The sequence below is a fragment of the Pseudomonas sp. TE6283 genome (assembly GCF_054060555.1).
In genome coordinates this window covers 233380-257817 of record NZ_JBSSDH010000002.1, presented here as the reverse complement: position 1 = coordinate 257817, position 24438 = coordinate 233380, and the positions used below count along the sequence as shown (strand labels likewise).

Annotated in this window: 18 protein-coding genes; 8 read left to right on the top strand and 10 right to left on the bottom strand. The window is 66.1% G+C overall.

Going from position 1 to position 24438, the window contains the following annotated elements:
* Positions 1 to 62 precede the first annotated feature (62 nt).
* Both ACVWZ5_RS04775 and ACVWZ5_RS04770 read right to left on the bottom strand, forming a co-directional pair.
* The gene (locus tag ACVWZ5_RS04775; RefSeq protein ID WP_062572462.1) at positions 63 to 926 is read right to left on the bottom strand and encodes an ABC transporter ATP-binding protein; all 864 of its coding nucleotides are present in this window, start codon (positions 924 to 926) and stop codon (positions 63 to 65) included.
* Positions 923 to 2506, bottom strand: a complete 1584-nt coding sequence (locus tag ACVWZ5_RS04770; RefSeq protein ID WP_081100197.1) for an ABC transporter permease — start codon at positions 2504 to 2506, stop codon at positions 923 to 925. The genes ACVWZ5_RS04775 and ACVWZ5_RS04770 overlap by 4 nt, the downstream gene beginning before the upstream one ends.
* A 303-nt stretch (positions 2507 to 2809) precedes the next feature.
* Between ACVWZ5_RS04770 and ACVWZ5_RS04765 the strand changes: the two genes are divergently transcribed.
* Positions 2810 to 3850 carry an ABC transporter substrate-binding protein gene (locus ACVWZ5_RS04765; protein WP_028688585.1) on the top strand — a complete coding sequence of 347 codons (1041 nt, stop codon included), beginning with the start codon at positions 2810 to 2812 and terminating at the stop codon, positions 3848 to 3850.
* 28 nt (positions 3851 to 3878) lie between these two features.
* On the top strand, positions 3879 to 4784 hold the full coding sequence (locus ACVWZ5_RS04760) for a TauD/TfdA dioxygenase family protein (RefSeq protein ID WP_062359903.1): 906 nt from the start codon (positions 3879 to 3881) through the stop codon (positions 4782 to 4784).
* 111 nt (positions 4785 to 4895) lie between these two features.
* Here ACVWZ5_RS04760 and ACVWZ5_RS04755 read toward each other — a convergent pair whose 3' ends face one another.
* Positions 4896 to 5801, bottom strand: a complete 906-nt coding sequence (locus ACVWZ5_RS04755) for a LysR family transcriptional regulator (protein ID WP_457340440.1) — start codon at positions 5799 to 5801, stop codon at positions 4896 to 4898.
* 192 nt (positions 5802 to 5993) lie between these two features.
* Between ACVWZ5_RS04755 and ACVWZ5_RS04750 the strand changes: the two genes are divergently transcribed.
* From ACVWZ5_RS04750 to ACVWZ5_RS04730, 5 genes are all read left to right on the top strand, one after another.
* Positions 5994 to 8330 carry a TonB-dependent receptor gene (locus tag ACVWZ5_RS04750; RefSeq protein WP_028688582.1) on the top strand — a complete coding sequence of 779 codons (2337 nt, stop codon included), beginning with the start codon at positions 5994 to 5996 and terminating at the stop codon, positions 8328 to 8330.
* Positions 8331 to 8347: 17 nt separating this feature from the next.
* A complete protein-coding gene (locus ACVWZ5_RS04745) occupies positions 8348 to 10021 on the top strand; it encodes an aryl-sulfate sulfotransferase (RefSeq protein WP_186599639.1) in 1674 nt (557 codons plus the stop codon).
* A 317-nt stretch (positions 10022 to 10338) separates the two neighbouring features.
* The gene (gene gabD, locus ACVWZ5_RS04740) at positions 10339 to 11781 is read left to right on the top strand and encodes an NADP-dependent succinate-semialdehyde dehydrogenase (RefSeq protein WP_279883138.1); all 1443 of its coding nucleotides are present in this window, start codon (positions 10339 to 10341) and stop codon (positions 11779 to 11781) included.
* Positions 11782 to 11964: 183 nt separating this feature from the next.
* Positions 11965 to 13242, top strand: coding sequence for a 4-aminobutyrate--2-oxoglutarate transaminase (gene gabT / locus ACVWZ5_RS04735; RefSeq protein ID WP_028688579.1), 1278 nt, complete (start codon positions 11965 to 11967; stop codon positions 13240 to 13242).
* Positions 13243 to 13379: 137 nt separating this feature from the next.
* Positions 13380 to 14714, top strand: coding sequence for a response regulator (locus ACVWZ5_RS04730; protein WP_051555601.1), 1335 nt, complete (start codon positions 13380 to 13382; stop codon positions 14712 to 14714).
* 56 nt (positions 14715 to 14770) lie between these two features.
* Here the strand turns inward: ACVWZ5_RS04730 and ACVWZ5_RS04725 are convergent, their stop codons facing one another.
* Complete coding sequence (locus ACVWZ5_RS04725) at positions 14771 to 15760, bottom strand: GGDEF domain-containing protein (protein ID WP_062359894.1); 990 nt, start codon at positions 15758 to 15760, stop codon at positions 14771 to 14773.
* Between the two features lie 140 nt (positions 15761 to 15900).
* On the bottom strand, positions 15901 to 17085 hold the full coding sequence (gene desA, locus ACVWZ5_RS04720; protein WP_457340439.1) for a delta-9 fatty acid desaturase DesA: 1185 nt from the start codon (positions 17083 to 17085) through the stop codon (positions 15901 to 15903).
* Positions 17086 to 17235: 150 nt separating this feature from the next.
* Here desA and dibA point away from each other — a divergent pair, with 150 nt between their 5' ends.
* A complete protein-coding gene (gene dibA / locus ACVWZ5_RS04715; RefSeq protein ID WP_435767664.1) occupies positions 17236 to 19131 on the top strand; it encodes a phosphodiesterase DibA in 1896 nt (631 codons plus the stop codon).
* A gap of 67 nt (positions 19132 to 19198) precedes the next feature.
* Here the strand turns inward: dibA and ACVWZ5_RS04710 are convergent, their stop codons facing one another.
* Genes ACVWZ5_RS04710 through ACVWZ5_RS04690 form a run of 5 tightly spaced genes read right to left on the bottom strand, consistent with a single transcriptional unit; the run spans position 19199 to position 24309 of the window.
* Positions 19199 to 19843: a methionine ABC transporter permease gene (locus tag ACVWZ5_RS04710; protein WP_028688575.1), complete on the bottom strand. Its 645-nt coding sequence runs from the start codon at positions 19841 to 19843 to the stop codon at positions 19199 to 19201.
* Complete coding sequence (locus ACVWZ5_RS04705; protein WP_084941074.1) at positions 19833 to 20942, bottom strand: methionine ABC transporter ATP-binding protein; 1110 nt, start codon at positions 20940 to 20942, stop codon at positions 19833 to 19835. Before ACVWZ5_RS04705 ends, ACVWZ5_RS04710 begins: the two co-directional genes overlap by 11 nt.
* A 1-nt stretch (position 20943) precedes the next feature.
* A complete protein-coding gene (locus ACVWZ5_RS04700; protein WP_084941076.1) occupies positions 20944 to 21744 on the bottom strand; it encodes a MetQ/NlpA family ABC transporter substrate-binding protein in 801 nt (266 codons plus the stop codon).
* A complete protein-coding gene (locus ACVWZ5_RS04695; protein WP_084941079.1) occupies positions 21737 to 23128 on the bottom strand; it encodes an LLM class flavin-dependent oxidoreductase in 1392 nt (463 codons plus the stop codon). Before ACVWZ5_RS04695 ends, ACVWZ5_RS04700 begins: the two co-directional genes overlap by 8 nt.
* Positions 23128 to 24309, bottom strand: coding sequence for an SfnB family sulfur acquisition oxidoreductase (locus ACVWZ5_RS04690; protein WP_084941082.1), 1182 nt, complete (start codon positions 24307 to 24309; stop codon positions 23128 to 23130). Before ACVWZ5_RS04690 ends, ACVWZ5_RS04695 begins: the two co-directional genes overlap by 1 nt.
* Positions 24310 to 24438 lie beyond the last annotated feature (129 nt).

Genomic DNA, 24438 nt, shown 5'->3' with positions numbered 1-24438 from the left:
TGTCGGTGGCGTCCATGGCCTTGATCTGTGGAGTTTTTTCCCGGGGGGACAGCTGGTGCAGGTCACAGTGCGATCAGCTCCGGCCGCAGCCCCTCCACCCGCTGTCCCGCAGGCTTGAGATACCCGCCATCCCCGGTGATCTGGTGCAAGACCTTTTCGCGCAAGCCATGCAATGCCACGCCGGTGCGCTGGCGCGGGTGCGGCAGGTCGATTTCCACCACCGCCTTGATCCGCCCCGGCCTCGGCTCCAGTACCACCACCCGATCGGCCAGGTAGGTGGCTTCCTCGGCATCGTGGGTGACCAGCAGGATGGTGATCCCCGAGCGTTCGCGAATCGCCAGCAGTTCGTCCTGCAGCTGTTGACGGGTCAGGGCGTCGAGGGCGCCGAAGGGTTCGTCCAGCAGCAGGATCCGTGGGCTGGCCACCAGGCCACGGGCGATGGCCACGCGCTGGGCCATGCCGCCGGACAGCTGGTGCGGATAGGCCGATTCGAAGCCGACCAGGCCCACCAGTTGCACGTACTCGTGTACGCGCCGGGCGCGCTCGCCCTGGGTGAGTGTCTCGTTGACCAGCCCCAGGCCGATGTTCTGCGCCACCGTCAGCCATGGGAACAGGCGATGCTCCTGGAACACGATGCCGCGCTCGCCGCCGATGCCGTCGACCGGCTGGCCGTCGACCCGGATCGTGCCGCTGTAGTCGGTGTCCAGCCCTACCAGCAGGCGCAGCAGGGTGGACTTGCCGCAGCCGGAGGAGCCGACGATGGCGATGAACTCGCCTTCGTTGATCGACAGGTCGAAGTTGCGGATCGCCTCGAACGGCTGGCCATCGACGCTGAAGGTCTTGCCGACCCCCTCGAAACTGACCAGTGGCGGCGTGGCGTCGGGTTGGTTGGCCGCGTGCAGGGCCGGGGTGATGAAGGCGTTCATGCGGATCTCCAGCGCGTGGCGCGCGATTCGAGGCGTTGGCCGAGGTGGCCGAGCAGGGCGCCGACCAGGCCGATCAGGACCATGGCGGCCATCACCTGGTCCATGCGGAACAATTGCTGGGCGCCGATCATCAGGCTGGCGATACCGCCGTCCGAGGGCATGAAGTACTCGGCACCGATGGTGCCGAGCCAGGCGTAGATCAGCGCCAGGCGCAGCCCGGCGAAGATCGCCGGGGCGGCGCCGGGCAGCACCAGCAGACGCAGCCGGTGCGGCAGGTCCAGACGCAGGGCCTGGGCCGCTTCGCCGAGCTGCGGCGGGAGGCTGGCGATACCGCGCTGGGTGGCGATCAGCAGCGGGAAGAACGCCGCCAGGGCGACGAACACCAGCTTGGCGCCTTCACCCAGGCCGAACCAGGCGGTCAGCAGCGGCACCCAGGCGAACAGCGCCACCTGGCGCAGCGCCGACAGGCTCGGGCCGAGCAGGCGCTCGGCGCTGGCTGACAGGCCCAGCAGCAGGCCCAGCACGAACCCCGCGCCACCGCCGAGCAGCAGCCCGGCCAGGGTGCGTTGCAGGCTCAAGCGCAGGGCCTCGGGCAACGAGCCGTCGAGCAGGCCCGCATACAGGCTGCGCAGCACCTCCAGTGGCGAGGTGAGGATGTTGGCGTCGACCCAACCAAGGCTGTTGGCGGCCTGCCACAGCAGCAACAGCCCCGCAGGCAGCAGCAGGCTTTGCCAGCCGCGTGGCACCTGGCCGCGCAGCTGTTCGCCCGTGGCCGGTTGCGGCCAGTGCAACAGGCCGCGCTCCAGGCGCGTGAAGCCGCGATCCATCAGCGCGCCGACCAGGCCGATCACCAGGATGCAGAGGAACACCAGGTCGAGCATGAACAGTTGCCGCCCCCAGACCATCAGGTAGCCGATGCCTTCGCTGGACGCCAGCAGCTCCACGGCCAGCAGCGAGGTCCAGCCAGTGGCCAGGGCCAGCCGCACACCGGCGAGAAACGCCGGCAGCGCGGCGGGCAGCAGCAGGCGCAGGAACAGCAGGTGAGGGGGCAGGCGCAGGACGGCGGCAGCCTCGCGCAGCTTGGGCTGGGCGTCGCGCACGCCGACCAGGGTATGTAGCGTGACCGGCACCACCACGGCCTTGACCAGCACCACCAGCTTGAGCAGCTCGCCGATGCCGAAGAACAGCATGAACAGCGGGATCCAGGCCAGGGTCGGGATCTGTGCCAGGGCGACGAAGGTGGGCATCACCAGGGTCTGCGCTCGCCGCGATCCGCCCAGCCAGGTCCCCAGCAGCAGGCCGCTGGCGATTCCCGCCAGCAGCCCCCAGACCAGGCGCTGCAGACTTATCCACAGGTGGCCCCAGAGCTCACCGGAGCCATACTCCAGCGCGCTCTGCCAGACCAGCGACGGCGCAGGCAGGATCTGCTCGCTCATCCAGTGTTCACGGCTGGCGGTAATCCACAATGCCGCCACCACCAGCGGCACGGCCCACGGTATGTAGGAGCGGCCTTGTGCCGCGAAAGGGCCGCGTAGCGGCCTCCATCGACGGCGCTGGCCTACGCTCAAGACTTCGCTCATCAAGGCACCTCTCAAACAAACCATTCCTTGTTTATTCGTTTATGGAATTAAAAATACTCACAAACGATATTCAAGAGATAAGAGCATGCGCCTGTTGCATGCGAAACCCCCGAGGCATTGCGTTTTCCTCATATTTTCCATGCGTGCTCTGCAAGCCGCCCGGCGTCCCGCATGGCGCCTGGTTTATGTCTTCTGGTTACTAAAAAATGAAGTTTTGATCTTTGTAGGTTCTAACCGGACCTGCCTAGCTTCTGGCCCATAGCGCCGGCCATCGCCGGTGGCAGCCTGCCAAGGAGCCTTGCCATGAAAACCGCCTTCCGCCATCTGCTCAGCCCGTTGCTCGCCGCCTTGTTGAGCGCCCTGCCCGTGGCAGCCCATGCCGCCCAGCCGGATGTGATCCGTATCGCCGTGCCCGACCTCAGCGCCGGCAGCAAGCCCAGCGCCGGCGGCGTGGTGGATGTGCTGCGCGACCAGCAACTGCTGGAGAAAGAGTTCGCCAAGGACGGCATCCGTATCGACTGGCGCTTCTTCAAGGGCGCCGGCCCCGTGGTCAACGAGGCCCTGGCCAACGGCCAGGCGGACTTCGCCTACCTGGGCGACCTGGCCGCGATCATCGGCAAGGCCAACGGCCTCGACACCCGCGTGTTGTCGGCCGGGGTGCGTGGGGTGAAGAGCTACCTCGGCGTGGTGCCGGGCTCGGGCATCCACAGCCTGCAGGACCTCAAGGGCAAGCGCGTGGCGGTGTTCCGCGGCACCGCCAACCAGCTGTCGTTCGCCAGCGCCCTGGCCAGCCAGGGGCTGTCCGAACGTGAGCTGAAAGTCATCAACCTCGATTTCAACGCGGCCAACGCCGCCCTGGCCGCCAAGCAGATCGACGCCACCTGGGGCCTGTCCAGCCTGCTGTCGCTGCGCGAGCGTGGGCTGGTCGAGCTGCCGGTCAACTCCCGGGACCTGAAAGGCGCCGGCAGCACCCAGGCGGTGCTGCTGGGTACCGGCGAGTTCATCCGCCAGCACCCCGACCTGGTACAGCGGGTGGTCAACGCCCAGGAGCAGGCGGTGAAGTGGCTGCGCGACGAACGCAACCGCGAGGCCTATGTGGACCTGGTGGCGAACACCGCCAACTGGCCAAAGGCGATCCTGCGCGACGACCTGGCCGAGGAGAACCTCGCCGACTACTTCGACCCACGCCTGGATGCCGGTTTCGTCGGCCTGCTGCAACAGGGCGTGGACCTGGCCGTCAAGGAGCGCCTGATCCGCCGTGGCTTCCAGGTGGCCGACTGGATCGAACCCCGTTTCATCGATGCCGCCCAGCGCCAGGACCAGGCCGTCCAGGCCGCCCGCTGACCCGTCAACAACCGTGAGGAGCACGACCATGAGCAACGCCGCACTGGCCACCGCGCCGCAAACCCTGGAACTCGACATCCACCCCGTTGCCGGGCGCATCGGCGCCGAGATCCGTGGCATCAAGCTGTCCGCCGATCTCGATCCGGCCACCATCGATGCCATCCAGGCGGCATTGGTGCGCCACAAGGTGATCTTCTTCCGGGCCCAGGAGCACCTGGACGACGTGGGCCAGGAGGCCTTCGCCCAGTTGCTCGGCGAGCCGATCGCCCATCCCACGGTGCCGGTGGTCGATGGCACCAGCTACCTGCTGCAGCTCGATGGCGCAGAAGGCCAGCGGGCCAACTCCTGGCACACCGACGTGACCTTCGTAGACGCCTACCCCAAGGCCTCGATCCTGCGCAGCGTGGTGGCCCCGGCTGCCGGTGGCGACACGGTGTGGGCCAACACCGCCGCAGCCTACCAGGAGCTGCCCGAGCCGCTGCGCGAACTGGCCGACAAGCTGTGGGCGGTGCACAGCAACGAATACGACTATGCCAGCGTGAAGCCGGATGTCGATCCGGCGAAGCTTGAGCGCTATCGCAAGGTGTTCACCTCGACGGTGTACGAGACCGAGCACCCGGTGGTGCGGGTGCATCCGATCAGTGGCGAGCGGGCGTTGCAGCTAGGGCACTTCGTCAAGCGCATCAAGGGCTATTCGCTGGCGGACTCGCAGCATCTGTTCGCGCTGCTGCAGGGGCATGTGACACGCCTGGAAAACACCGTGCGCTGGCGCTGGCAGGCGGGGGACGTGGCGATCTGGGACAACCGCGCGACGCAGCACTATGCGGTGGATGACTACGGCACCCAACCGCGCATCGTGCGCCGGGTTACCCTGGCTGGCGAGGTGCCGGTGGGGGTGGATGGGCAATTGAGTCGGACCACGCGCAAGGGCTGAGATCGTTGGGGCCGCTTTGCGGCCCTTTCGCGACGCAAGGCCGCTCCCACAGGAGGGCAGTTCCCTGCGCGACAGCGCAGTCCCAAAGGGCTGCACAGCAGCCCCTTACGGCTATAACTCGCTATCACAGGCAATCAACTGCCTCACCAACCCCTGCGCCAGCGCCGACAACCCATACCCCACCCGGCTCACCACCCCATAGCGGGTATAGAACGCCTCCTCCTGCTCCGGCGCCAGATCCACCAGCTTGAGGGCCACCAGGCCGTCATAGGGCCGCAGGTTCGCGCTGCAGGCGATGCCGATGGTGTCCGAATGCAGCACGACATTGAGCAGCGCATAACCATGCTCGCATTCCACGCTGGGCAGAAAGTCCTGCCGCCCGCTCAAGTCACTGAGGATCTTGCGGATGTTCGGCGGGCGAAAGGTGGTGGCCAGCGGGTAATCGAACAGGTCCCGCGCCCGCACTTCGGCCAGCTCGGTCAATGGATGCCCCCGGCGGCAGCAGAAGTGCCAGCGCTGTGGCCTGAGCTTGTGCACCTGGTAGTCCGGGTCGGCCTCGAACTGGCGGGTGTCGGCGACGAAGAACTCGATCTCCTCGGCGATCAGCCGCCGGTTCAGCGCCTGCCAGTTGTCCACCTGGAAGCAGGTGCGCGCCGCCGGGTACTCGGCGACGAACCGCGCCACCGCCCTGGGCACCAGCCCGCCGGCGGGGGCCGGCCCCGAGCCGAAGCGCACCACGCCGGTGGTGGCGCCGTTGAACTGGTTGATCTCGTTGACCAGGTTGTGCGCCCCGTGCACCAGCCGCCGTGAATGCTCCAGCACCAGCAGGCCCTGGCGGGTCGGCGCCAGTTCCTTGCTGGTGCGATCGACCAGGCGGCAGCCGACGTTGTGTTCCAGCGTCTGGATGCTGCGGCTGAAGGCCGATTGCGAGAGGTTCACCGCCGCCGCCGCGGCGACAAAGCTGCGGTGCTCGACAAGGGCGATGAAGTGGCGGAGCTGGCGCAGGTCGATATGCATTTTCTACATGGAAACTTTCGGTGGAATGCAATTGCTGGGAAGGGTTGGGAACCTTATAAAGGGAGTTACTTATTCCACAAAATATGAAATACAAATATTTATATCTCTTAAAAGAATAACGCCCGTCTGATCGCGATTCGGTTCCGCCAACGGAAATGCTCGCCAGGGCCTGTGCCTCCAAGGAGCATCTGCATGTCCCGACTTTCCCGTTGGCCGGCGCGCGCGTCGGTATTCGCCCTGCAACCCTTGGCCGCTGGCGTGCTGTTGGCCGCCGCTGGCAACAGCTTCGCCGAAGAGCCGCGCTCGGCTGCGCCAGCTGTCGAGCAGGAGGCCAAGCTCGGCACCGTCACTGTCAATGCCCGACGCCGCGAGGAGACCGCCCAGAGCGTGCCCACGCCGATCAGCGTGCTGGGCAGCGAAACCCTGGAGACCCAGCGCATCTATCGCGTGCAGGATCTGCAGCAGCTGGTGCCGAGCACCAACGTCGCCTATGTGCACGCCCGGCAGTCGAGCATCTCCATCCGTGGGCTGGGCAACAACCCGGCCAGTGATGGCCTGGAAGGCAGCGTCGGCGTGTACCTGGACAACGTCTACCTGGGGCGCCCGGGCATGGCGGTGTTCGACCTGCTCGATGTCGAGCAGCTGGAGGTGCTGCGCGGGCCGCAGGGCACGCTGTTCGGCAAGAACACCACTGCCGGGGTGCTCAACATCACCACCCGCAAGCCGACCTTCCACCAGGAAGGCAGCGTGCAGTCGTCGTTGGGCGAGGATGGCTACTGGCAGACCCAGGGCAGCTTCTCCGGCCCCCTGACCGACACCCTCGCCGGGCGCATCAGCGCCTACCACACCGAGGACGACGGCTATGTGAAGAACATCTACAACGGCCACGACCTCAATGGCGGCAAGCGCCAGGGCTTTCGTACCCAGTTGCTGTTCAAGCCCAGCGAAACCTTCAACCTGCGCTGGATCGGCGAGTACAACGAAGAAGACTCCGACAACGGCATCCTCAGCCTCTACAGCACCGGCCCGACCATCAATGGCGTGAACCGCTACGAAAGCCTGGCCGCCCAGGCCGGCGCCACCCTGGTGTCGGGCAAGGACCGCAAGGTCAACTTCGATGCCGACCAGATGGTCAAGGTGTTCCAGGGCGGCACTTCGGTAGAGGCCAACTGGACCCTGCCCAACGACTTCACCCTCACCTCGATCAGCGCCTACCGCTGGTGGGACTTCACCCCGCGCAACGACGACGGCCTCAACGTGCCGGTGTTCTACAGTGCCGGGGTTTCGGTGCGGGACAAGCAGTACTCGCAGGAGCTTCGGCTGGCGTCACCCACCGGTGGCTTCTTCGACTACGTACTGGGCGCGTACTACTTCAAGCAGGACCTGGACAATAAATCGTTCACTTACTACGGGCCGCAGGCCGATATCTGGAACCTGACCCCGGCCGGCGCCCTGGCCAACGTGAACACCATCGGCAATGGCCACATCGACACCGACAGCTACGCCCTGTTCGCCCAGGGCACCTGGCACCTGACCGAGCGCCTGGACTTCACCGCCGGGGTACGCGGCACCTACGAGGAGAAAAGCGCCTGGGTGACCCGCGATGCGCCGTCCGGCGGCGCGGCCGTCACCGGTGCGGCCGCGGCCGCCCGCCAGGGCCGGGTGGGCGCGTACGACTCAGGTGACCTTAACCAATACAGCTTCGCCCCCTCCGGGCTGCTCAGCCTGAGCTACCGATTCACCGATGACCTGTTGGGTTATGCCAGCCTGTCCCACGGCGAGAAGTCCGGTGGTGTCAACCTGACTGTCGGTGCCGCCCCACGCTTGGGCACCGATTCGCTGTTGGTGGGTACCGAGCGGGCCAACAACGCCGAACTCGGGCTCAAGAGCACCCTGTTCGACAACCGCCTGCAACTGAACACCAACTTGTTCTGGACTGAAGTGCACGGCTACCAGGCGAACGTCTACGACGAAGCCAACCGTGTGCAGTACCTGGCCAACGCTGGCAGCGTGCGTTCTCGCGGCCTGGAGTTCGAAGCCACGGCCCTGCCGATCCGAGGCCTGACGCTGAACTTCAACGGCTCATGGAACGACGTGCGCTACACCGACTACAAGGACGCGCCGTGCCCGCCCGAGGTAAGCCTGGCCAACCCCGCCGCCACCTGCGACCTGTCCGGCCACCAGGTGGTCGGCGCCTCCAAGTACATCGCCAACCTCAACGGCCAGTACAAGTGGCAGCTCAGCGAACGCATCGAGCCCTACGTCACCGCCAGCTACGCGTTCCGCTCCAAGGCCGTCGGCACCATCGACGATTCCGACTACGGCCAGATCCCCAGCTACGCCATCGTCAACCTGTCCACCGGCGTGCGCCTGGACCAGGGCGACGGCGTGCTCGACCTGTCGCTGTGGGTGAAGAACGCCGGCGACAAGACCTACTTCACCAGCCTGTGGAACTCCGCCAACGGCGGCTATGCCGGCGTGCTGGGCACCCCGCGCACCGTGGGCGCCACCGCCCGTTACGACTTCTGAGCACAAGGAGCTTTGCCATGAATGCCAAGACCCAACCGCATGACCTGCCCGAAGGCGCCTGCCTCACCGCCAAGGTGCCCGACCGCGACCAAGCCCTGCTCGGCGACGTGGTGGTCAACCCGTACCGGCTGGCGCCGCTGACCGCGATCATCCGTGACGGCGGGCGTACCCTGAGTGCCGCCCATGTGCGGGTGCTGGGCCGCGGCGAGCGCGGTGTCGATATCGTCTATGACGTGTCCGACCGCTCGCTGTGGACCTACGGCGGCATCCCGGTGTTCGGCCTGTACCCCGACCACGTCAACCAGGTCGAGGTGAGTTACAAGCTTGATGGCGAACGCATCCGCGAACGTTACGAAATCTACGCCCCGGCGGTGCGCCTGCCGGTGGTGGCCAAGCAGACTGCCGCGCTGCCCGAGGTAGAGCCGGTCAAGGTCGCCCCCGGTTTCGAAAAGCGCCTGTACCTGTTCAATCACCTGCTGGCCGAGATCCCGGGTGGGCGCGCCTTCAAGTGGAACGGCCTGGGCGGCGCCGCCGAGTGGGACTCGGTGGGCAACAACTGGATCGCCGACAGCAACGGTGACGTGCGCTGGTACCTGGATATCGAGCAGATCCATGATTCCAACCATCGCGACGGCCTGGGCGGCACCATGGGCTTCCACCAGACCCGCGACGGCAAGCTGATCTGGGGCCAGGGCCAGACTTACTCCAAGTACGACCTGCTGGGGCGCAAGGTGTGGCAGCGCAACCTGCCGGACAAGTTCGCCGACTTTTCCCACGAGATCCGCGAGACGGTGAACGGCAGCTACCTGCTGCGGGTCGGCACCAGCGACTACCGTCGCCCGGACGGCAAGCGCGTGCGCTCGATCCGCGACCATATCATCGAGGTCAACGAGGCTGGCGACGTGCTGGATTTCTGGGACCTGAACCAGATCCTCGACCCGTACCGCGGCGAGCTGCTGGAAACCCTGGGCAAGGCCGCGATCCAGCTGCCGGACGGTGTGCAGAAACAGGATGAGCGGCTGGCCAACGAATTGGCTGAAGGCGACCTGCCGTTCGGCGACATTCCCGGTGTCGGTACCGGGCGCAACTGGGCCCATGTCAATGCCATCGACTACGACGCCGATGACGACAGCATCATCGTTTCAGCACGGCACCAGGGCGTGGTGAAGATCGGCCGCGACAAGCAGGTGAAGTGGATCCTCGCCGCCCCGCAAGGTTGGCCGGCACGTTTGCAGGACAAAGTGCTCAAGCCGGTGGGCGAGGGCTTCGAGTGGTCCTGGACCCAGCACACCGCCTGGCTGACCGGGCGCGGCACGCTGACTGTGTTCGACAACGGCTGGGGCCGCGACTTCGGCCCGACTAGGCTGACTGGCAACTACAGCCGGGCGGTGGAGTACCTCATCGACGAGGCCAAGGGTACGGTCGAGCAGGTGTGGCAGTACGGCAAGGAGCGCGGTGACGAGTGGTACAGCCCGATCACCTCGGTGGTGGCGTACAGGGCACAGAGCGATACCCAGTTCATCTACTCGGCTTCGGTGAATTTCCTGACGCCGGAGAAGCTGACGACCAGCGTGCTCAATGAAGTGCGTCGCGGCACCCAGGAGGTGGCGGTGGAGCTGAAAGTGCACAGTCGCCAGCCGGGCAGCGTGGGCTACCGGGCGCTGGTGATCGATCTCGACAAGGCGTTCTGACCCTTCCTTCTGACCGATGGTCTAACCTCTTACGGCCCAATCGCGGGGCAAGCCCGCTCCCACAGGAACCCTGCGCTCCTTGTGGGAGCGGGCTTGCCCCGCGATTGGGCCGTTTGCCAGGGGGGTGTTCAACCATTCGTTCTTTTTTTCGAACAGCCTATTGTCCAACACCCCAACCCCCGCTTAGCATTCCGTTTGAGATTTCAAACGCTCGGCACCCAGGCGTCGAACACCCTGGTGCACGAATTTGTGACGGCCGCCCCCTTCTCGGGGGCGCCTTTTCAACAATCAATAATTCGCAGTAAAGGGAAGCCGACATGCAGCTCAAAGACGCTCAGTTGTTCCGCCAGCAAGCCTTCATCAACGGTGAATGGCTGGATGCGGACAGCGGTCAGACCATCAAGGTGACCAACCCGGCCACCGGTGAGGTGATCGGTACCGTGCCGAAGATGGGCGCCGCCGAGACCCGCCGCGCCATCGAGGCCGCCGACAAGGCCCTGCCGGCCTGGCGCGCACTGACTGCCAAAGAGCGTGCCGGCAAGCTGCGTCGCTGGTTCGAGCTGATGATCGAGCACCAGGACGACCTGGCCCGCCTGATGACCACCGAGCAGGGCAAGCCACTGGCCGAGGCCAAGGGCGAGATCGCCTATGCCGCCTCGTTCATCGAGTGGTTCGCCGAGGAAGCCAAGCGCGTGTACGGCGACGTCATCCCTGGCCATCAACCGGACAAACGCCTGATCGTCATCAAGCAGCCGATCGGTGTCACCGCCGCCATCACCCCGTGGAACTTCCCGGCCGCGATGATCACCCGTAAAGCCGGTCCGGCCCTGGCCGCCGGTTGCACCATGGTGCTCAAGCCCGCTTCGCAGACCCCGTACTCCGCCCTGGCCCTGGTCGAGCTGGCTACCCGTGCCGGCATCCCGGCCGGCGTGCTGAGCGTGATCACCGGCAGCGCCGGCGAAGTCGGTTCCGAGCTGACCGGCAACGCCCTGGTGCGCAAGCTGTCCTTCACCGGCTCCACCGAAATCGGCCGCCAGCTGATGGAAGAATGCGCCAAGGACATCAAGAAGGTTTCCCTGGAACTGGGCGGCAACGCGCCTTTCATCGTGTTCGACGACGCCGACCTGGACAAGGCGGTCGAGGGCGCGATCATCTCCAAGTACCGTAACAACGGCCAGACCTGCGTCTGCGCCAACCGCATCTACGTGCAGGACGGCGTCTACGACGCCTTCGCCGAGAAGCTGAAGGCCGCCGTGGCCAAGCTGAAGATCGGCAACGGCCTGGAAGAAGGCACCACCACTGGCCCGCTGATCGACGGCAAGGCTGTCGCCAAGGTCCAGGAGCACATCGAGGACGCCGTCGCCAAGGGCGCCAAGGTACTGTCCGGCGGCAAGATCATCGAAGGCAACTTCTTCGAGCCGACCATCCTGGTCGACGTACCGAAGACCGCTGCCGTCGCCAAGGAAGAGACCTTCGGCCCGCTGGCGCCGCTGTTCCGCTTCAAGGACGAGGCCGAAGTCATCGCCATGTCCAACGACACCGAGTTCGGCCTGGCCTCGTACTTCTACGCCCGCGACATGAGCCGCGTGTTCCGCGTCGCCGAGGCCCTGGAATACGGCATGGTGGGTATCAACACCGGCCTGATCTCCAACGAAGTGGCGCCGTTCGGCGGCATCAAGGCTTCGGGCCTGGGCCGTGAAGGTTCCAAGTACGGTATCGAGGACTACCTCGAGATCAAATACCTGTGCATCAGCGTCTGATCGCCAGGTAAACGCTTTTACCTCTGCCAGCGGGGCGCGAGAGCGACGTCTCGCTGGCCTTTTTGACATAGCGGTACCTGGTGGCCAGGGCATGTGTGGCAGTCGATCAACGAATACTGTGCACGCCTGCATCCAGCCACCCCCGAATAAAAGCGCCGCAGAACCGGCGCAATTGAGGGCACTATGAGCAAGACCAACGAATCCCTGATGCAACGCCGTGTCGCCGCCGTCCCACGTGGCGTTGGCCAGATCCACCCGATCTTCGTCGATACCGCGAAGAACTCGACGGTGATCGACGTCGAAGGCCGCGAACTGATCGACTTCGCCGGCGGCATCGCGGTACTGAACACCGGCCACCTGCACCCGAAAGTGGTCGCCGCCGTGCAAGAACAGCTGACCAAGGTCAGCCACACCTGCTTCCAGGTGCTGGCCTACGAGCCCTACGTCGAGCTGTGCGAGAAGATCAACAAGCTGGTCCCGGGCAACTTCGACAAGAAGACCCTGCTGGTCACCACCGGCTCCGAAGCCGTTGAAAACGCCGTGAAGATCGCCCGTGCCGCCACCGGCCGTGCCGGCGTGATCGCCTTCACCGGCGGCTACCACGGCCGCACCATGATGACCCTGGGCCTGACCGGCAAGGTCGTGCCGTACTCCGCTGGCATGGGCCTGATGCCAGGCGGCATCTTCCGCGCCCTGTTCCCGAGCGAACTGCACGGCATCAGCGTCGATGACGCCATTGCCTCGGTCGAGCGCATCTTCAAGAACGACGCCGAGCCACGCGACATCGCCGCGATCATCCTCGAGCCGGTACAAGGCGAAGGTGGCTTCCTGCCGGCGCCGAAAGAGCTGATGAAGCGCCTGCGCGCCCTGTGCGACCAGCACGGCATCCTGCTGATCGCCGACGAAGTACAGACCGGCGCTGGCCGCACCGGCACCTTCTTCGCCATGGAGCAGATGGGCGTCGCGCCTGACCTGACCACCTTCGCCAAGTCGATCGCCGGCGGCTTCCCGCTGGCCGGTGTGTGCGGCAAGGCCGAGTACATGGATGCCATCGCCCCGGGCGGCCTGGGCGGCACCTATGCCGGCTCGCCGATCGCCTGCGCCGCGGCCCTGGCCGTGATCGAGGTGTTCGAGGAAGAGAAACTGCTGGATCGCAGCAAGGCTGTCGGCGAGCGCCTGACCGCCGGCCTGCGTGAGATCCAGAAGAAGCACCCGATCATCGGCGATATCCGTGGTCTGGGCTCGATGATCGCGGTGGAAGTCTTTGAGAAAGGCACCCACACCCCGAACGCCGCCGCTGTTGCCCAGGTGGTCGCCAAGGCGCGCGACAAAGGCCTGATCCTGCTGTCCTGCGGCACTTACGGCAACGTCCTGCGGATCCTGGTTCCGCTGACCGCCGAAGACGCGCTGCTGGACAAAGGCCTGGCCATCATCGAAGAGTGCTTTGCCGAACTGGCCTGAAGAATGTGACATGCTTCAGAAAAAAACCCGCCTCGGCGGGTTTTTTTTGTGCCGTTCGCCGGTATCAGGCGCTAAGGTTGTACGAGGATTCCGTGGAAGCTGCGATGGATCGCGCGTCATAGCCTGGAGAATAGCCCATGAGCGCTGTCGACCCCGTCCCCCCCTGCGTGCTGATTGCCGAAGGCGATCCCTGGGTGCGCGACATGCTCAGCGAAATGCTGCTTAGCGTGCGCTGCGATGCCCGCCTGCAGGTTTGTGCCGATGGTTCCGAGGCGCTGAGTGCGCTGGCGGCCAAACCCGACCTGATCATCGCTGCCCGTGAACTCTCGGGGTTCGACGGCCTCGATCTGCTGCGCAAGGTGCGCGCCAAGGGCGACAAGCCCGGTTTGCCGTTCATCCTCATGAGTGACCGCACCGACAGCGCCAGTGTGCGCGAGGCGCTGCCGTTGCACCCGACCGCCTACCTGAGCAAGCCGCTTGACCTGGACAACCTGCGCAAGCGCCTGGAGAACCTGCTGCTGGCAGTAGGTGAGCAGATCGCCTGCCCGGTACCGCCGTTGCAGCCCGGCGCGCGACTGCCGGCCTACCTGGAACAGCGCCGGGCCACCGCCGACGGCGGCCCGCTGTTCGCCGATGTGCAGGTGGCGGTAAAGCGAGCCCTCAACCCCCATGGCCTCAACCTCAAGGTGCTCGAGGAAGAGGTGCGCAACGACCCGCAGATCACCGGCGTGCTCATCGCCGCCGCCAACAGTGCCGCCCTGCACCGCGAAGCGCCGGTACAGACCCTGCTGCAGGCGCTGAACAAGCTCGGCAGCACCCAGAGCATGAACCTCATCCTCGGCCTGACGCTCAAGCGCAGCGCCCGTTTGACCGACCCCCTGCTGGCGCGGCACGCCACCCATTACTGGAACCTGTCGCTGCACACCGCCGAGTACGGCCGCACATTGGCGCGCATGCTCGAGGTGGACGAAGCGCGTTGTTACTGCGCGGGGCTGCTGCACTGCCTGGGTGACCTGGCGGTGCTGCGCACCTTGCAGGAGTGGCGCCTGGCCGGTGGCGAGCTGGACGAGGACCAGGTGGAGCTGTCGCTCAACGAGTTCGGCGCGCCGTTCGGCTCGGCACTGCGCACCCGCTGGCGTCTGCCGTTGGACCTGCGCGAGCTGATCGCCGCGGTGTACCAGCTGGGCGGCGGTGTCTACTCCCGGGAGATCCTGGCGATGAACCTGGCCGGGCAGCTGTCGCGGCTCAAGCCCAGCGAAGGGCTGGAGAAGGTCGCCAGCAGCAAGACGGCGCGCCTGCTAAAACTTGGATTGCCGGAGCTGTCGCGGCTGCGCAAGGTGGACCCGGAGGCGCTGGCTCGGGAGGAGGCCGAGCGTCTGGCGGCGGAAGCGGCCGAGAGCAAGCTGCAGGTTGCTCCCATCGCTGCCCTGACTATTGATGCTGATCCGGCGGGGGGGGAGGAGCAGGCCTGAGACGTAGCGGGCTGATCGATTACGAGTGGAGTGCCGCAGCCGCGAAGTGATCCGCTTCAGCCTTTAACGATCTGGTTCTTGCCCTGGCGCTTGGCACGGTACATGGCGGCGTCCGCCCGGGCGAACAGGCTGTCGAGCGTTTCATCCTCATCCTGCAACCCGGTCAGCCCTTGGCTTACGGTAACCCCGTAGGTGTGCTCGCCATGGCTGAAGCTCAACCGCTGGATCTCCCGCTGCAGACGCTCGGCAATCTGCTCGGCCACTTGTGCGGTGCAGCCGGGGAACACGGCCGCAAACTCCTCGCCACCGATTCGTCCGAACTGATCGCCACGGCGCAGCACGGCCTTGCCGCTGTCGGCGATGCGCTGTAGCACCTGGTCGCCTTCCTGGTGGCCGTAGGTGTCGTTGATATGCTTGAAATCGTCGATGTCCAGCAGCAGGAAGGCCATCGGCGTGCCGTCCTCGCGTGCGCTGTCGAAGGCCTGCTGGGCGCACTCGAAGAAGTGCCGGCGGTTGCTGCTCTGGGTCAGCACATCGGTGGTGGCCAGGCGTTGCAGCTCGCCTTCGAGCTGCTTTTTTTCGGTGATGTCCTCGGCGATACCGACGATGATCACCCGCTGGTCGCCCTCGCGCTGCTGGTTGATGTAGCACTTGTCGCTGAGCCAGCGCACCTCGCCGGCGGCATTGAGGATGCGGTACTCGCGGTCCTCGACGGTGCCCTTGACCAGCACCTGGGCCAGGCTGCGTTCGGCGTACTCCAGGTCGTCCGGGTAGATGGCGTCGCGCCATTCGTTGTAGTCGGCCAGTACCAGGCTGGCCGGGCGGCCAAAGATGCGCTCGTAGGCGGGGCTGACGTAGAGCACCTGACGGGTTTCCCAGTCGAAGGCCCAGAGCACGGCGTTGACGCTGTCGAGCAGCGAGCTGTACAGCTGCTCGCGTTCGCTTAGGCGAGCCACTTCGCCTTGGGCATGGAGCAGGGCCAGCAGGGTCTGGGCGGCTTCTGGGCGGGGAGTGCCGGCAGGTGTGGGTGGGAGGTCTTTGGCCATGAGCACGGAACGTTTCTCGACGATAGGCGTGCGGCCACGGTCCGGCCCGCCACGCGGGCGATATGCCGGATTTGAGTCGATTTGCGGGGGGGAAGTTCCGGTCGGCACGCCCCGTTGCGGGGCATGCCGATCAACGGTGCTCAGGTGCCATTGGGGCGCAGCGAGTAGGTCTTGAGCTGGGCGGCGAAGTCACGCAGCGAGTGGATGCCACTGGCCTCGGCCTCGTGTACCCAATCCTTCATCGCAGCGAGCATATCGTGGCCGTTGGCGCTGGTGCGCGCCCAGATCTGCTGCAGCGCCAGGCGCTTTTCGTAGATGGTCTTGAGAGCCTGGCTGTGGGCCAGCATCGACTCGATGCGCACGTGGTGGCGGTCCTGCAGCAGGCTGGTTTCCCGCGAGAGCAGGCGCTTGGCACGGCGGAAACGGTGGCGCAGCGAGGCGTCGACCTTGTCCAGCTCTTGCTTGACCAGCGGGCCGATCACCAGCTTGCGGTACTGGGCCATGATCTGGAAGCGGTTGTTGAGGATGGCCATGGCGGTGTCCATGTCCAGCGACGCCTTGCCCTCCACGCGATGGGCGATGGGCGCGACACGCTGGACCTTGGCCAGGCGCAGCAGGCTCAGCAGACGGATCCACATCCAGCCCATGTCGAATTCCCAGCGCCGCACCGACAGCTTCGCCGAGTTGGGGTAGGTGTGGTGGTTGTTGTGCAGCTCCTCCCCACCAATGATGATGCCCCACGGCACCAGGTTGGTGGCGGCGTCGCGGCACTCGAAGTTGCGGTAGCCCACGGCATGGCCCAGGCCGTTGACCACGCCGGCGGCCCAGAACGGGATCCACATCATCTGGATCGCCCAGATGGTGATGCCGATGGTGCCGAACAGCAGCAGGTCGATGACCGCCATCAGGGCGATGCCGCCGAGCTTGAAGCGGGTGTAGAGGTTGCGCTCGATCCAGTCGTCCGGGCAGTTCTTGCCGTAGATGCGCAGCGTTTCTTCGTTACGCGCCTCTTCACGGTACAGCTCGGCACCCTTGCGCAGCACGGTGCCCAGGCCCTTGTGCACGGGGCTGTGCGGGTCGTCCGGGGTTTCGCACTTGGCGTGGTGCTTGCGGTGGATGGCGGTCCATTCGCGGGTGTTCTGCGCGGTGGTGAGCCACAGCCAGAAACGGAAGAAATGCTTGAGCCCCGCGTTCAGCTCCAGGGCGCGGTGCGCCGAGTAGCGGTGCAGGTAGATGGTGACGCTGACGATGGTCAGGTGGGTCATCAGCAGGGTGACGGCAACCAGTTGCCAGGCCGACAAGTCGAGTAGACCGTAGTACCACATAACGGGAAAGACCCTCGAAAACTCAGGGGAACAGCGCTCGCATTATCCCTGGGCGGGGAAATAAAACCAGTCACCCTTTTAGATAGGAGGTCACAGGGTGTTTCAGCCCTTATAATGCCCCTTCCTTTTTCATGGGCTCATCCACCCGACATGTCTGTTTCCGTTCGCGACGCCTTGCGCATGGCCGGGCTCTACGTGGTGCTTTCGATCCTCTGGCTGGTGCTGTCCGAGCTGGTCCTGCAGGGCATGACCGACGACCCGCTGGCGCTGACCGTGGGCCGGCAGATCAACGTGGTGGTCTGGGTGCTGCTCAGTGCCTTGCTGATCTTTGTCTCCCGTGCCCGCCTGCTGAACTTCATCGGCATCGGCGCCCGCCTGCGCAGTGAAGACCGCGAGCGCCTGCGCATGGCCGCGGCGGTGTTCGACAGCACCCTGGAGGGTGTGCTGGTGACCGACCGCAATGGCCTGATCGTGCACGTCAACCGGGCCTTCATGCGTATCACCGGCTACCAGCAGGACGAAGTCATCGGCCAGCGCCCGAGCAAGTTCAAGTCCGGTCGGCATGGCGCGCCGTTCTACCAGCAGATCTACGCCGCCCTGGCGGAGCAGGGCGAGTGGAGCGGGGAGATCTGGAACCGCCGTAAAAGCGGGGAGATCTACCCGCAATGGCAGACGATCTGCGCCATTCGCGATGACAGTGGCGCGCTCAGCCATTACGTCGCGGTCTTCAGCGACATCAGCGCGATCAAGCACACCGAGGAAGAACTGGCCTATCTCGTCCATCACGACCCGCTGACCGGCCTGCCCAACCGTCTGCTGTTCAACGACCGCGCCATGCAGGCCATGGCCGCGGCCCAGGCCAACAAGCGCGGCTGTGCCCTGCTGCTGCTCGACCTCGACCATTTCCAGAGCATCAACGACGGCCTTGGCCACACTATCGGCGACCAGCTGCTCAAGCTGGTCGGCGAGCGCCTGCGCGAGGTGCTGGGCAGCGGCGTGACCCTGGCCCGGCTGGGCGGCGACGAGTTCGGCGTGCTGGCCGAGAACTGCCAGCAGGTCGGCCAGGCCGGCAAGCTGGCGCAATCGATCATCGAGCGATTGAAGGAACCGTTCTGCTTCGAAGGCAACCGCCTGTTCATCAGTGTGAGCATCGGCATCAGCCTGTTCCCCAGCGATGCGCTGAGTGCCGAGCAGTTGTTGCGCAACGCCGACTCGGCGCTGTTCAAGGCCAAGAGCAACGGCCGAGCCTGCTATGCGCTGTACACCGAGGAGCTCACCGCCCATGCCCAGCAGCGGGTCGAAACCGCCGGCGAGTTGCGCCGGGCGCTGGAGCAGCAGGAGCTGCGGGTGTTCTTCCAACCGGTGCACGACCTGTTCACCGCGCGGATGATCGGCGTCGAGGCATTGGTGCGCTGGCAGCATCCGCAGCGTGGTCTGGTCCCGCCCGGTGAGTTCATCCCCATCGCCGAGCGCACCGGGCTGATCGCCGAGATCGACGCCTGGGTGTTGCACCAGGCCTGCCGGCAGATGGTGCGGTGGCAGACCGAGGGACGGCAGCTGGCATTCGTTGCGGTGAACATTTCCAGCCGCCTGTTCAGCCAACGCGACCTGTACCGGCAGGTAGCCGATGCATTGCACGACACCGGGCTGGACCCAGCGCTGCTCGAGCTCGAAGTGACCGAGAGCGCGGTGATGGAAGACCCCGAGGTTGCCCTGGAGCAGCTTTATCGCCTGCGCGAGCTGGGCGTGACACTGGCCATCGACGACTTCGGCACGGGGTACTCGTCATTGCTGCGGCTCAAGCGAATGCCCGTGCAGAAGCTCAAGATCGACCAGGGCTTCGTCGCGGGCCTGCCCCATGACGAGGACGACATCGCCATCGTGCGGGTGATCATCGCCCTGGCGCGGAGCATGGGCATGCAGGTGCACGCCGAAGGAGTCGAGCAGGCGGAGCAGGCGCGGTTCCTGCTGGAGCAGCAATGCCAGCTGGGGCAGGGGTACTGGTTCGGGCGGCCGGTGCCGGCGGCGGAGCTGCACTGGGGCTGAGCCTTGTGCATACCGTTGTAGGAGCGGCCTTGTGTCGCGAAAGGGCCGCTCCTACACCAATAATACTTCAACGTTTGTTCAACCCTTTGGCCAGACGGTCCCCGCCCAGCTGGATCAGCGCCACCAATGCCACAAGCATCACGATCACGGTCAGCATGATCTGGCTGTCGAAGCGTTGGTATCCATACCTGTAGGCGATATCCCCCAGGCCACCGGCGCCGATCGCTCCGGCCATGGCCGACGAGTTGATCAGCGTCACCAGGGTGATGGTGAAGCCGCCGACGATGCCCGGCAGGGCCTCGGGCAACAGCACGTGCCAGACGATGTGCCAGCGCCGGCAGCCCATGGCCTGGGCGGCTTCGATCAGGCCGTGGTCGACCTCGCGCAGGCTGACCTCGGCGATCCGCGCGAAGAACGGCGTGGCGGCGATGGTCAGCGGCACCACGGCCGCCCACACGCCATAGGTGGTGCCGACCACCAGGCGGGTGAAGGGGATCAGCGCGACCATCAGGATCAGGAACGGAATCGAGCGGAACAGGTTGACGATGGCGCCCAGCACCCGGTTCAGCGCCGGGGCCTCGAAGATCCCGCCCTTGTCGCTGGTGACCAGCAGCACCGCCATCGGCACCCCGACCAGCAGCGCGACCAGCGAGGACACGCCGACCATCAGCAGGGTGTCGAACAGGCCTTGCAGCAGGCGATCAATCCACATGGCCGAGTACCTCCACATCCGCGGCCCAGCGGCGGGCGCGTTCGAGCAATTGATGGGTGTCCAGCGGCGAGCCGCGCACGGACAGGATCAACTGCCCCAGGGCCTGCTCGCCGATGGTCTCGACGCCGCCCTGGAGCAGCCGCACGCGTCCGCCCAGGTCGTTGAACAGGGCGCTCAGTTCCGGCTCGCCGAGCAGGTCGAGCTTGAGCACCACGGCCGCGTCGCGGCTGACCGGCTGGGCGCGCAGGCTGGCCTGCAAGGCTGCCGGCAGCTTGGTCTGCAGCGGTGCGAGCAGCGTGCGGGTGACGTCGTGGCGTGGCGCGCCGAACACCTGCCAGACCTCGCCCTGCTCGACGATCTCCCCACGTTCGAGCACCACCACGTGCTGGCAGATGTCGCGGATCACCGCCATCTCGTGGGTGATCAGCACCACGGTCAGGCCCAGGCGCCGGTTGATGTCGCGCAGCAGTTCGAGGATCGAGGCGGTGGTTTCCGGGTCCAGCGCCGAGGTGGCCTCGTCGCACAGCAGGATCTCGGGGTCATGCACCAGCGCCCGGGCGATGCCGACGCGCTGCTTCTGCCCGCCGGACAATTGCGCCGGATAGACATGATGCTTTTCCTCCAGGCCGACCAGTGCCAGCAGCTCGCGCACCTTGCGCTGGCGCTCGGCCTTGGCCACCCCGGCCACCTTCAGCGGCAGCTCGACGTTCTGCCATACGGTCTTGGCCGACATCAGGTTGAAGTGCTGGAAGATCATGCCGATGCGCCGGCGCAGGGCCACCAGACGGTCCTCGTCGAACGGCGCGATATCCACCTGGTCGATCAGCACCCGGCCCTGGCTGGGCTGTTCAAGGCGATTGATGGTGCGCAGCAGCGAGGACTTGCCGGCGCCACTGCGGCCGATGATGCCGAAGATCTCGCCCCGGCGAATGTTCAGGTCGATGCCTTGCAGCGCCGGCTGGCCCTGGCCCGGATAGGTCTTGCCCAGGCCGATGAAGCGGATGTGCGCCTGGTTCACCTCCGGGCGCAGGGCGGTTTCCTCGGCCTTGAACGGTTCGGCGGGCGGGACGGGCGCCCTGAGGGCGCTGGCCTGGGCCATGTCAGCCTTCCCAGCCGGCCTGGTAGAGCTTGCCATGGGCCTTGTCCAGGGCGGCGCGCACGACCGGCGAGTGTTGGTAGATATCGACGAACTTGGCCAGGCGCGGGTCGTTCTTCTCCTGCGGGCGGATGACGAACTGGATCACGTACTCCTTGTTCTCCAGGCCGTCGAACAGCAGCGCCGAGGTGGCGTCGAAGCTGTTGGCCAGGCGGATATAGGCCGGGTAGCCCTGGACCAGGTCGGCGTCGTCATAGGCGCGTACCAGTTGCACGGCTTCGACCTGGAGAATCCGGATCTTCTTCGGGTTGGCGACGATGTCGTCCTCGGTGGCCTTGTAGCCCACGCCCGGCTTGAGGGTGATCAGCCCGGCCTTGGCCAGCAATTGCAGGCCACGGCCACTGTTTATCGGGTCGTTGGCGATGGCCACGCTGGCGCCTTCGGGCAGATCGTGGAAGCTCTTGTACTTTTTCGAGTACAGGCCAACGTTGTTGATGATCCCCGGCGCGTACGGGACCAGGTCGAAGCCGGCGGCGGCCTTGGCGTTTTCCAGGAACGGGATGTGCTGGAAGTAGTTCACGTCGATATCGCCGCTGTTGAGGCTGACATTGGGCGCGATCCAGTCGCTGAACTCGATCAGCTTCACTTCCAGGCCCTGTTTCTGGGACTCCTCCACCGCTGCCTCCAGGGGGATGGCGAAGGCGGCGGTGGTGCCGATCTTCAGCGGTTCGGCGGCCGAGGCGGCGGCGGACAGGCCGAGGCCCAGGGCAATGGCCGCGACGGGCCGGAACAGTTTCTCAAGCATGGTGCAGGGCTCCAGTCGGGGCAGGGTCGGGGGTGTTGCGGTAGCGGGCGCCGGGGTGTCCGGCGGGCAGATGCGGCTCGCTGCTGGCGAACAGCTTCTCGCGCAGGGTGCCCTCGGCGTAGGCGGTCTTGTAGCGACCGCGGTGTTGCAGGGCGGGGACCACCAGTTCGATGAAGTCCTCGTAGCTTTCCGGGGTGACGGTGCGGGTCAGGTTGAAACCGTCCAGGCCGGTCTCGTCGATCCAGGCGATCAGTTGCTCGGCCACCTGCTCGGCGTCGCCGACCAGGGTCACGTAGCGACCGCCCAGGGCGTGCTGCTCGAGCAGGCGGCGGCGGGTCCAGGCGCTTTCCTGCAACTGGCGGGTGGCGGACTGGATGGCGTTGCCCTTGGCGAAGCCGATGGGCTCGTCCAGTTCGTAGCGCGAGAAGTCGATACCGGTGGAACTGGCAAAGTGCGCGACCCCGGCCTCGGCGCTGGCGTAGCGCAGGTACTCGGCGTGCTTGGCCTGCGCCTGCGCCTCGGTCGGCGCGACGATCACGGTGATGCCCATGAACACCTTGACCGCCTGCGGGTCGCGCCCGGCCACCTTGGCCGCGGCGCGCACCTTGTCGACCTGGACGCGGGTGGCGGCCTTGTCCTGGCCGCTGATGAACACGCACTCGGCATGGTTGCCGGCGAAGGCCAGCCCGCGCGGCGAGCTGCCGGCCTGGAACAGCACCGGCGTGCGCTGTGGCGAAGGCTCGCACAGGTGGTAGCCCTCGACCTTGTAGAACTCGCCGTGGTGCTCGACCTTGCGCACCCTGTCGGGGCGGGCATAGACCCGCTGCTCGCGGTCGGCGACCACGGCATCGTCGGCCCAGCTGCCTTCGAGCAGCTTGTACAGCACCTGCAGGTACTCGTCGGCCTGATCGTAGCGGCGGTCGTGTTCAGGTTGTTGCTCCAGGCCCATGGCCCGGGCGGCGCTGTCGAGGTAGCCGGTGACGATGTTCCAGCCGACCCGGCCGTTGCTCAGGTGGTCGAGGGTGGAAAGGCGTCGGGCGAACAGGTACGGCGCCTCGTAGGTGAGGTTGGCGGTGAGGCCGAAGCCCAGGTGCCTGGTCACCGCCGCCATGGCCGAGACCAGCAGCAGCGGGTCGTTGACCGGCAGCTGGATCGACTCCTTGAGCGTCACGTCCAGCGACTGGCCATAGACATCGTAGGTGCCGACGATATCGGCAATGAACAGCCCGTCGAACAGTCCCCGCTCCAGCAGGCGAGCCAGGTCGGTCCAGTAGTCGAGGGTCTTGTACCGGGTCGAAGTGTCCCGTGGGTGGGTCCACAAACCGTGGTTGATGTGCCCGATGCAGTTCATGTTGAAGGCATTGAGCAGGATCTGCTTCGCCATCAGATGGTCCCCCGGCGCGGCGGCTTCTCGTCGTTGAGGTAGTAGTTGCCGATGGCGTGGTACTTCCAGCGCACCGGGTCATGCAGGGTGTGCACCCGGGCGTTGCGCCAGTGGCGGTCGAGGTTGTGCTCGGCCAGGGTGGCCTGGCTGCCGGCCAGCTCGAACAGCGTGGTGCCGGCGGCCAGGGAGATCTCGGTGCTGATCGCCCGGGCCTCGGCCACGGCGATGGAGGCGGCGGCCAGGGTCTCGGCGTTGCTGTCGGCCTGGGCGATGTCGAGGATTTCGCCGGCGCGTTCGAGCAGCGCCTCGGTGGCGTGCAGGCGTATTGCCAGGTGGCCGAAGCTCTTCAGGGTCAGCGGGTCGTCGCTGGCCTTGTCGAGGCCGGAGTCGATCCATGGTCGGCTGCGGGTGCGCACGAAGTGCAGGGCATCCTCGTAGGCGGCGCGGGCGATGCCGGTGTCGATGGCGGCATGGAGGATCTGCGCCAGCGGGCCGACCGTGGTCGGGCGTTCGAAGGCGCTCTGGAACGGCACCACGTCCTCGGCGCGGACCGCCACGTGGTTGAACACCACCGAACCGCTGCCGGTGGTGCGCTGGCCGAAGCCGCTCCAGTCGTCGATCACCTCGATGCCCTGGCTGTCGGCGGGCACGAAGGCCAGGTGCGACACATCCTGCTCATCGATCACCAGGGTCGGGATGCGCTGGGCGTAGATCGCGCCGGTGCAGTAGAACTTGCGGCCGTCGATACGGAAATGGTCGCCATCGCGGCTCAGGCGGGTGGTGCGTTCGTGGGCGTTCTTGGTACCGAGCTCGGCCAGGGCGTTGCCGAAACGGCGGCCGGCGAGCACTTCGGCGTAGAGACGTCGCTGTTGTTCGGGGCTGCCGTTCACCCGCAGCACTTCCAGGGCGTAGAAGTGGTTCTGCGGGATCTGCCCGAGCGAGGCGTCGGCCTGGGCGATGCGGGCGATGACCTTGGCCAGGGTGACGTTGGACACCCCGGCGCCGCCGAAGGCCTTGGGCACGCTGATGCCCCAAAGGCCGGACTGCACGAAGCGTTCGAGCTCGGCATGGGGCAGGCGGCGCTCGCGGTCGCGCAGGGCGCTGTCCTGGCGCAGGTGTTGGGCGAGTTCCTCGGCGACGGCCAGGGCCTGGGCGTCGGTGGTGATGATGGATGCAGTCATTTTGCTCTCCGGGCACTTGGAGCCGCTGTGCGGCTCTTTCGCCGGCAAGCCGACCCCCACAGTGAGCGTTCACTGACGTCCTTGTGGGAGCGGCTTGCCGGCGAAAGGGCTGCACCGCAGCCCCTGGGC

Coding starts and splice junctions, on each gene's coding strand:
- ACVWZ5_RS04775 (WP_062572462.1), bottom strand. CDS start 926: ATGAACGCCTTCATCACCCCGGCCCTGCACGCGGCCAACCAACCCGAC.
- ACVWZ5_RS04770 (WP_081100197.1), bottom strand. CDS start 2,506: ATGAGCGAAGTCTTGAGCGTAGGCCAGCGCCGTCGATGGAGGCCGCTA.
- ACVWZ5_RS04765 (WP_028688585.1), top strand. CDS start 2,810: ATGAAAACCGCCTTCCGCCATCTGCTCAGCCCGTTGCTCGCCGCCTTG.
- ACVWZ5_RS04760 (WP_062359903.1), top strand. CDS start 3,879: ATGAGCAACGCCGCACTGGCCACCGCGCCGCAAACCCTGGAACTCGAC.
- ACVWZ5_RS04755 (WP_457340440.1), bottom strand. CDS start 5,801: ATGCATATCGACCTGCGCCAGCTCCGCCACTTCATCGCCCTTGTCGAG.
- ACVWZ5_RS04750 (WP_028688582.1), top strand. CDS start 5,994: ATGTCCCGACTTTCCCGTTGGCCGGCGCGCGCGTCGGTATTCGCCCTG.
- ACVWZ5_RS04745 (WP_186599639.1), top strand. CDS start 8,348: ATGAATGCCAAGACCCAACCGCATGACCTGCCCGAAGGCGCCTGCCTC.
- gabD (WP_279883138.1), top strand. CDS start 10,339: ATGCAGCTCAAAGACGCTCAGTTGTTCCGCCAGCAAGCCTTCATCAAC.
- gabT (WP_028688579.1), top strand. CDS start 11,965: ATGAGCAAGACCAACGAATCCCTGATGCAACGCCGTGTCGCCGCCGTC.
- ACVWZ5_RS04730 (WP_051555601.1), top strand. CDS start 13,380: ATGAGCGCTGTCGACCCCGTCCCCCCCTGCGTGCTGATTGCCGAAGGC.
- ACVWZ5_RS04725 (WP_062359894.1), bottom strand. CDS start 15,760: ATGGCCAAAGACCTCCCACCCACACCTGCCGGCACTCCCCGCCCAGAA.
- desA (WP_457340439.1), bottom strand. CDS start 17,085: ATGTGGTACTACGGTCTACTCGACTTGTCGGCCTGGCAACTGGTTGCC.
- dibA (WP_435767664.1), top strand. CDS start 17,236: ATGTCTGTTTCCGTTCGCGACGCCTTGCGCATGGCCGGGCTCTACGTG.
- ACVWZ5_RS04710 (WP_028688575.1), bottom strand. CDS start 19,843: ATGTGGATTGATCGCCTGCTGCAAGGCCTGTTCGACACCCTGCTGATG.
- ACVWZ5_RS04705 (WP_084941074.1), bottom strand. CDS start 20,942: ATGGCCCAGGCCAGCGCCCTCAGGGCGCCCGTCCCGCCCGCCGAACCG.
- ACVWZ5_RS04700 (WP_084941076.1), bottom strand. CDS start 21,744: ATGCTTGAGAAACTGTTCCGGCCCGTCGCGGCCATTGCCCTGGGCCTC.
- ACVWZ5_RS04695 (WP_084941079.1), bottom strand. CDS start 23,128: ATGGCGAAGCAGATCCTGCTCAATGCCTTCAACATGAACTGCATCGGG.
- ACVWZ5_RS04690 (WP_084941082.1), bottom strand. CDS start 24,309: ATGACTGCATCCATCATCACCACCGACGCCCAGGCCCTGGCCGTCGCC.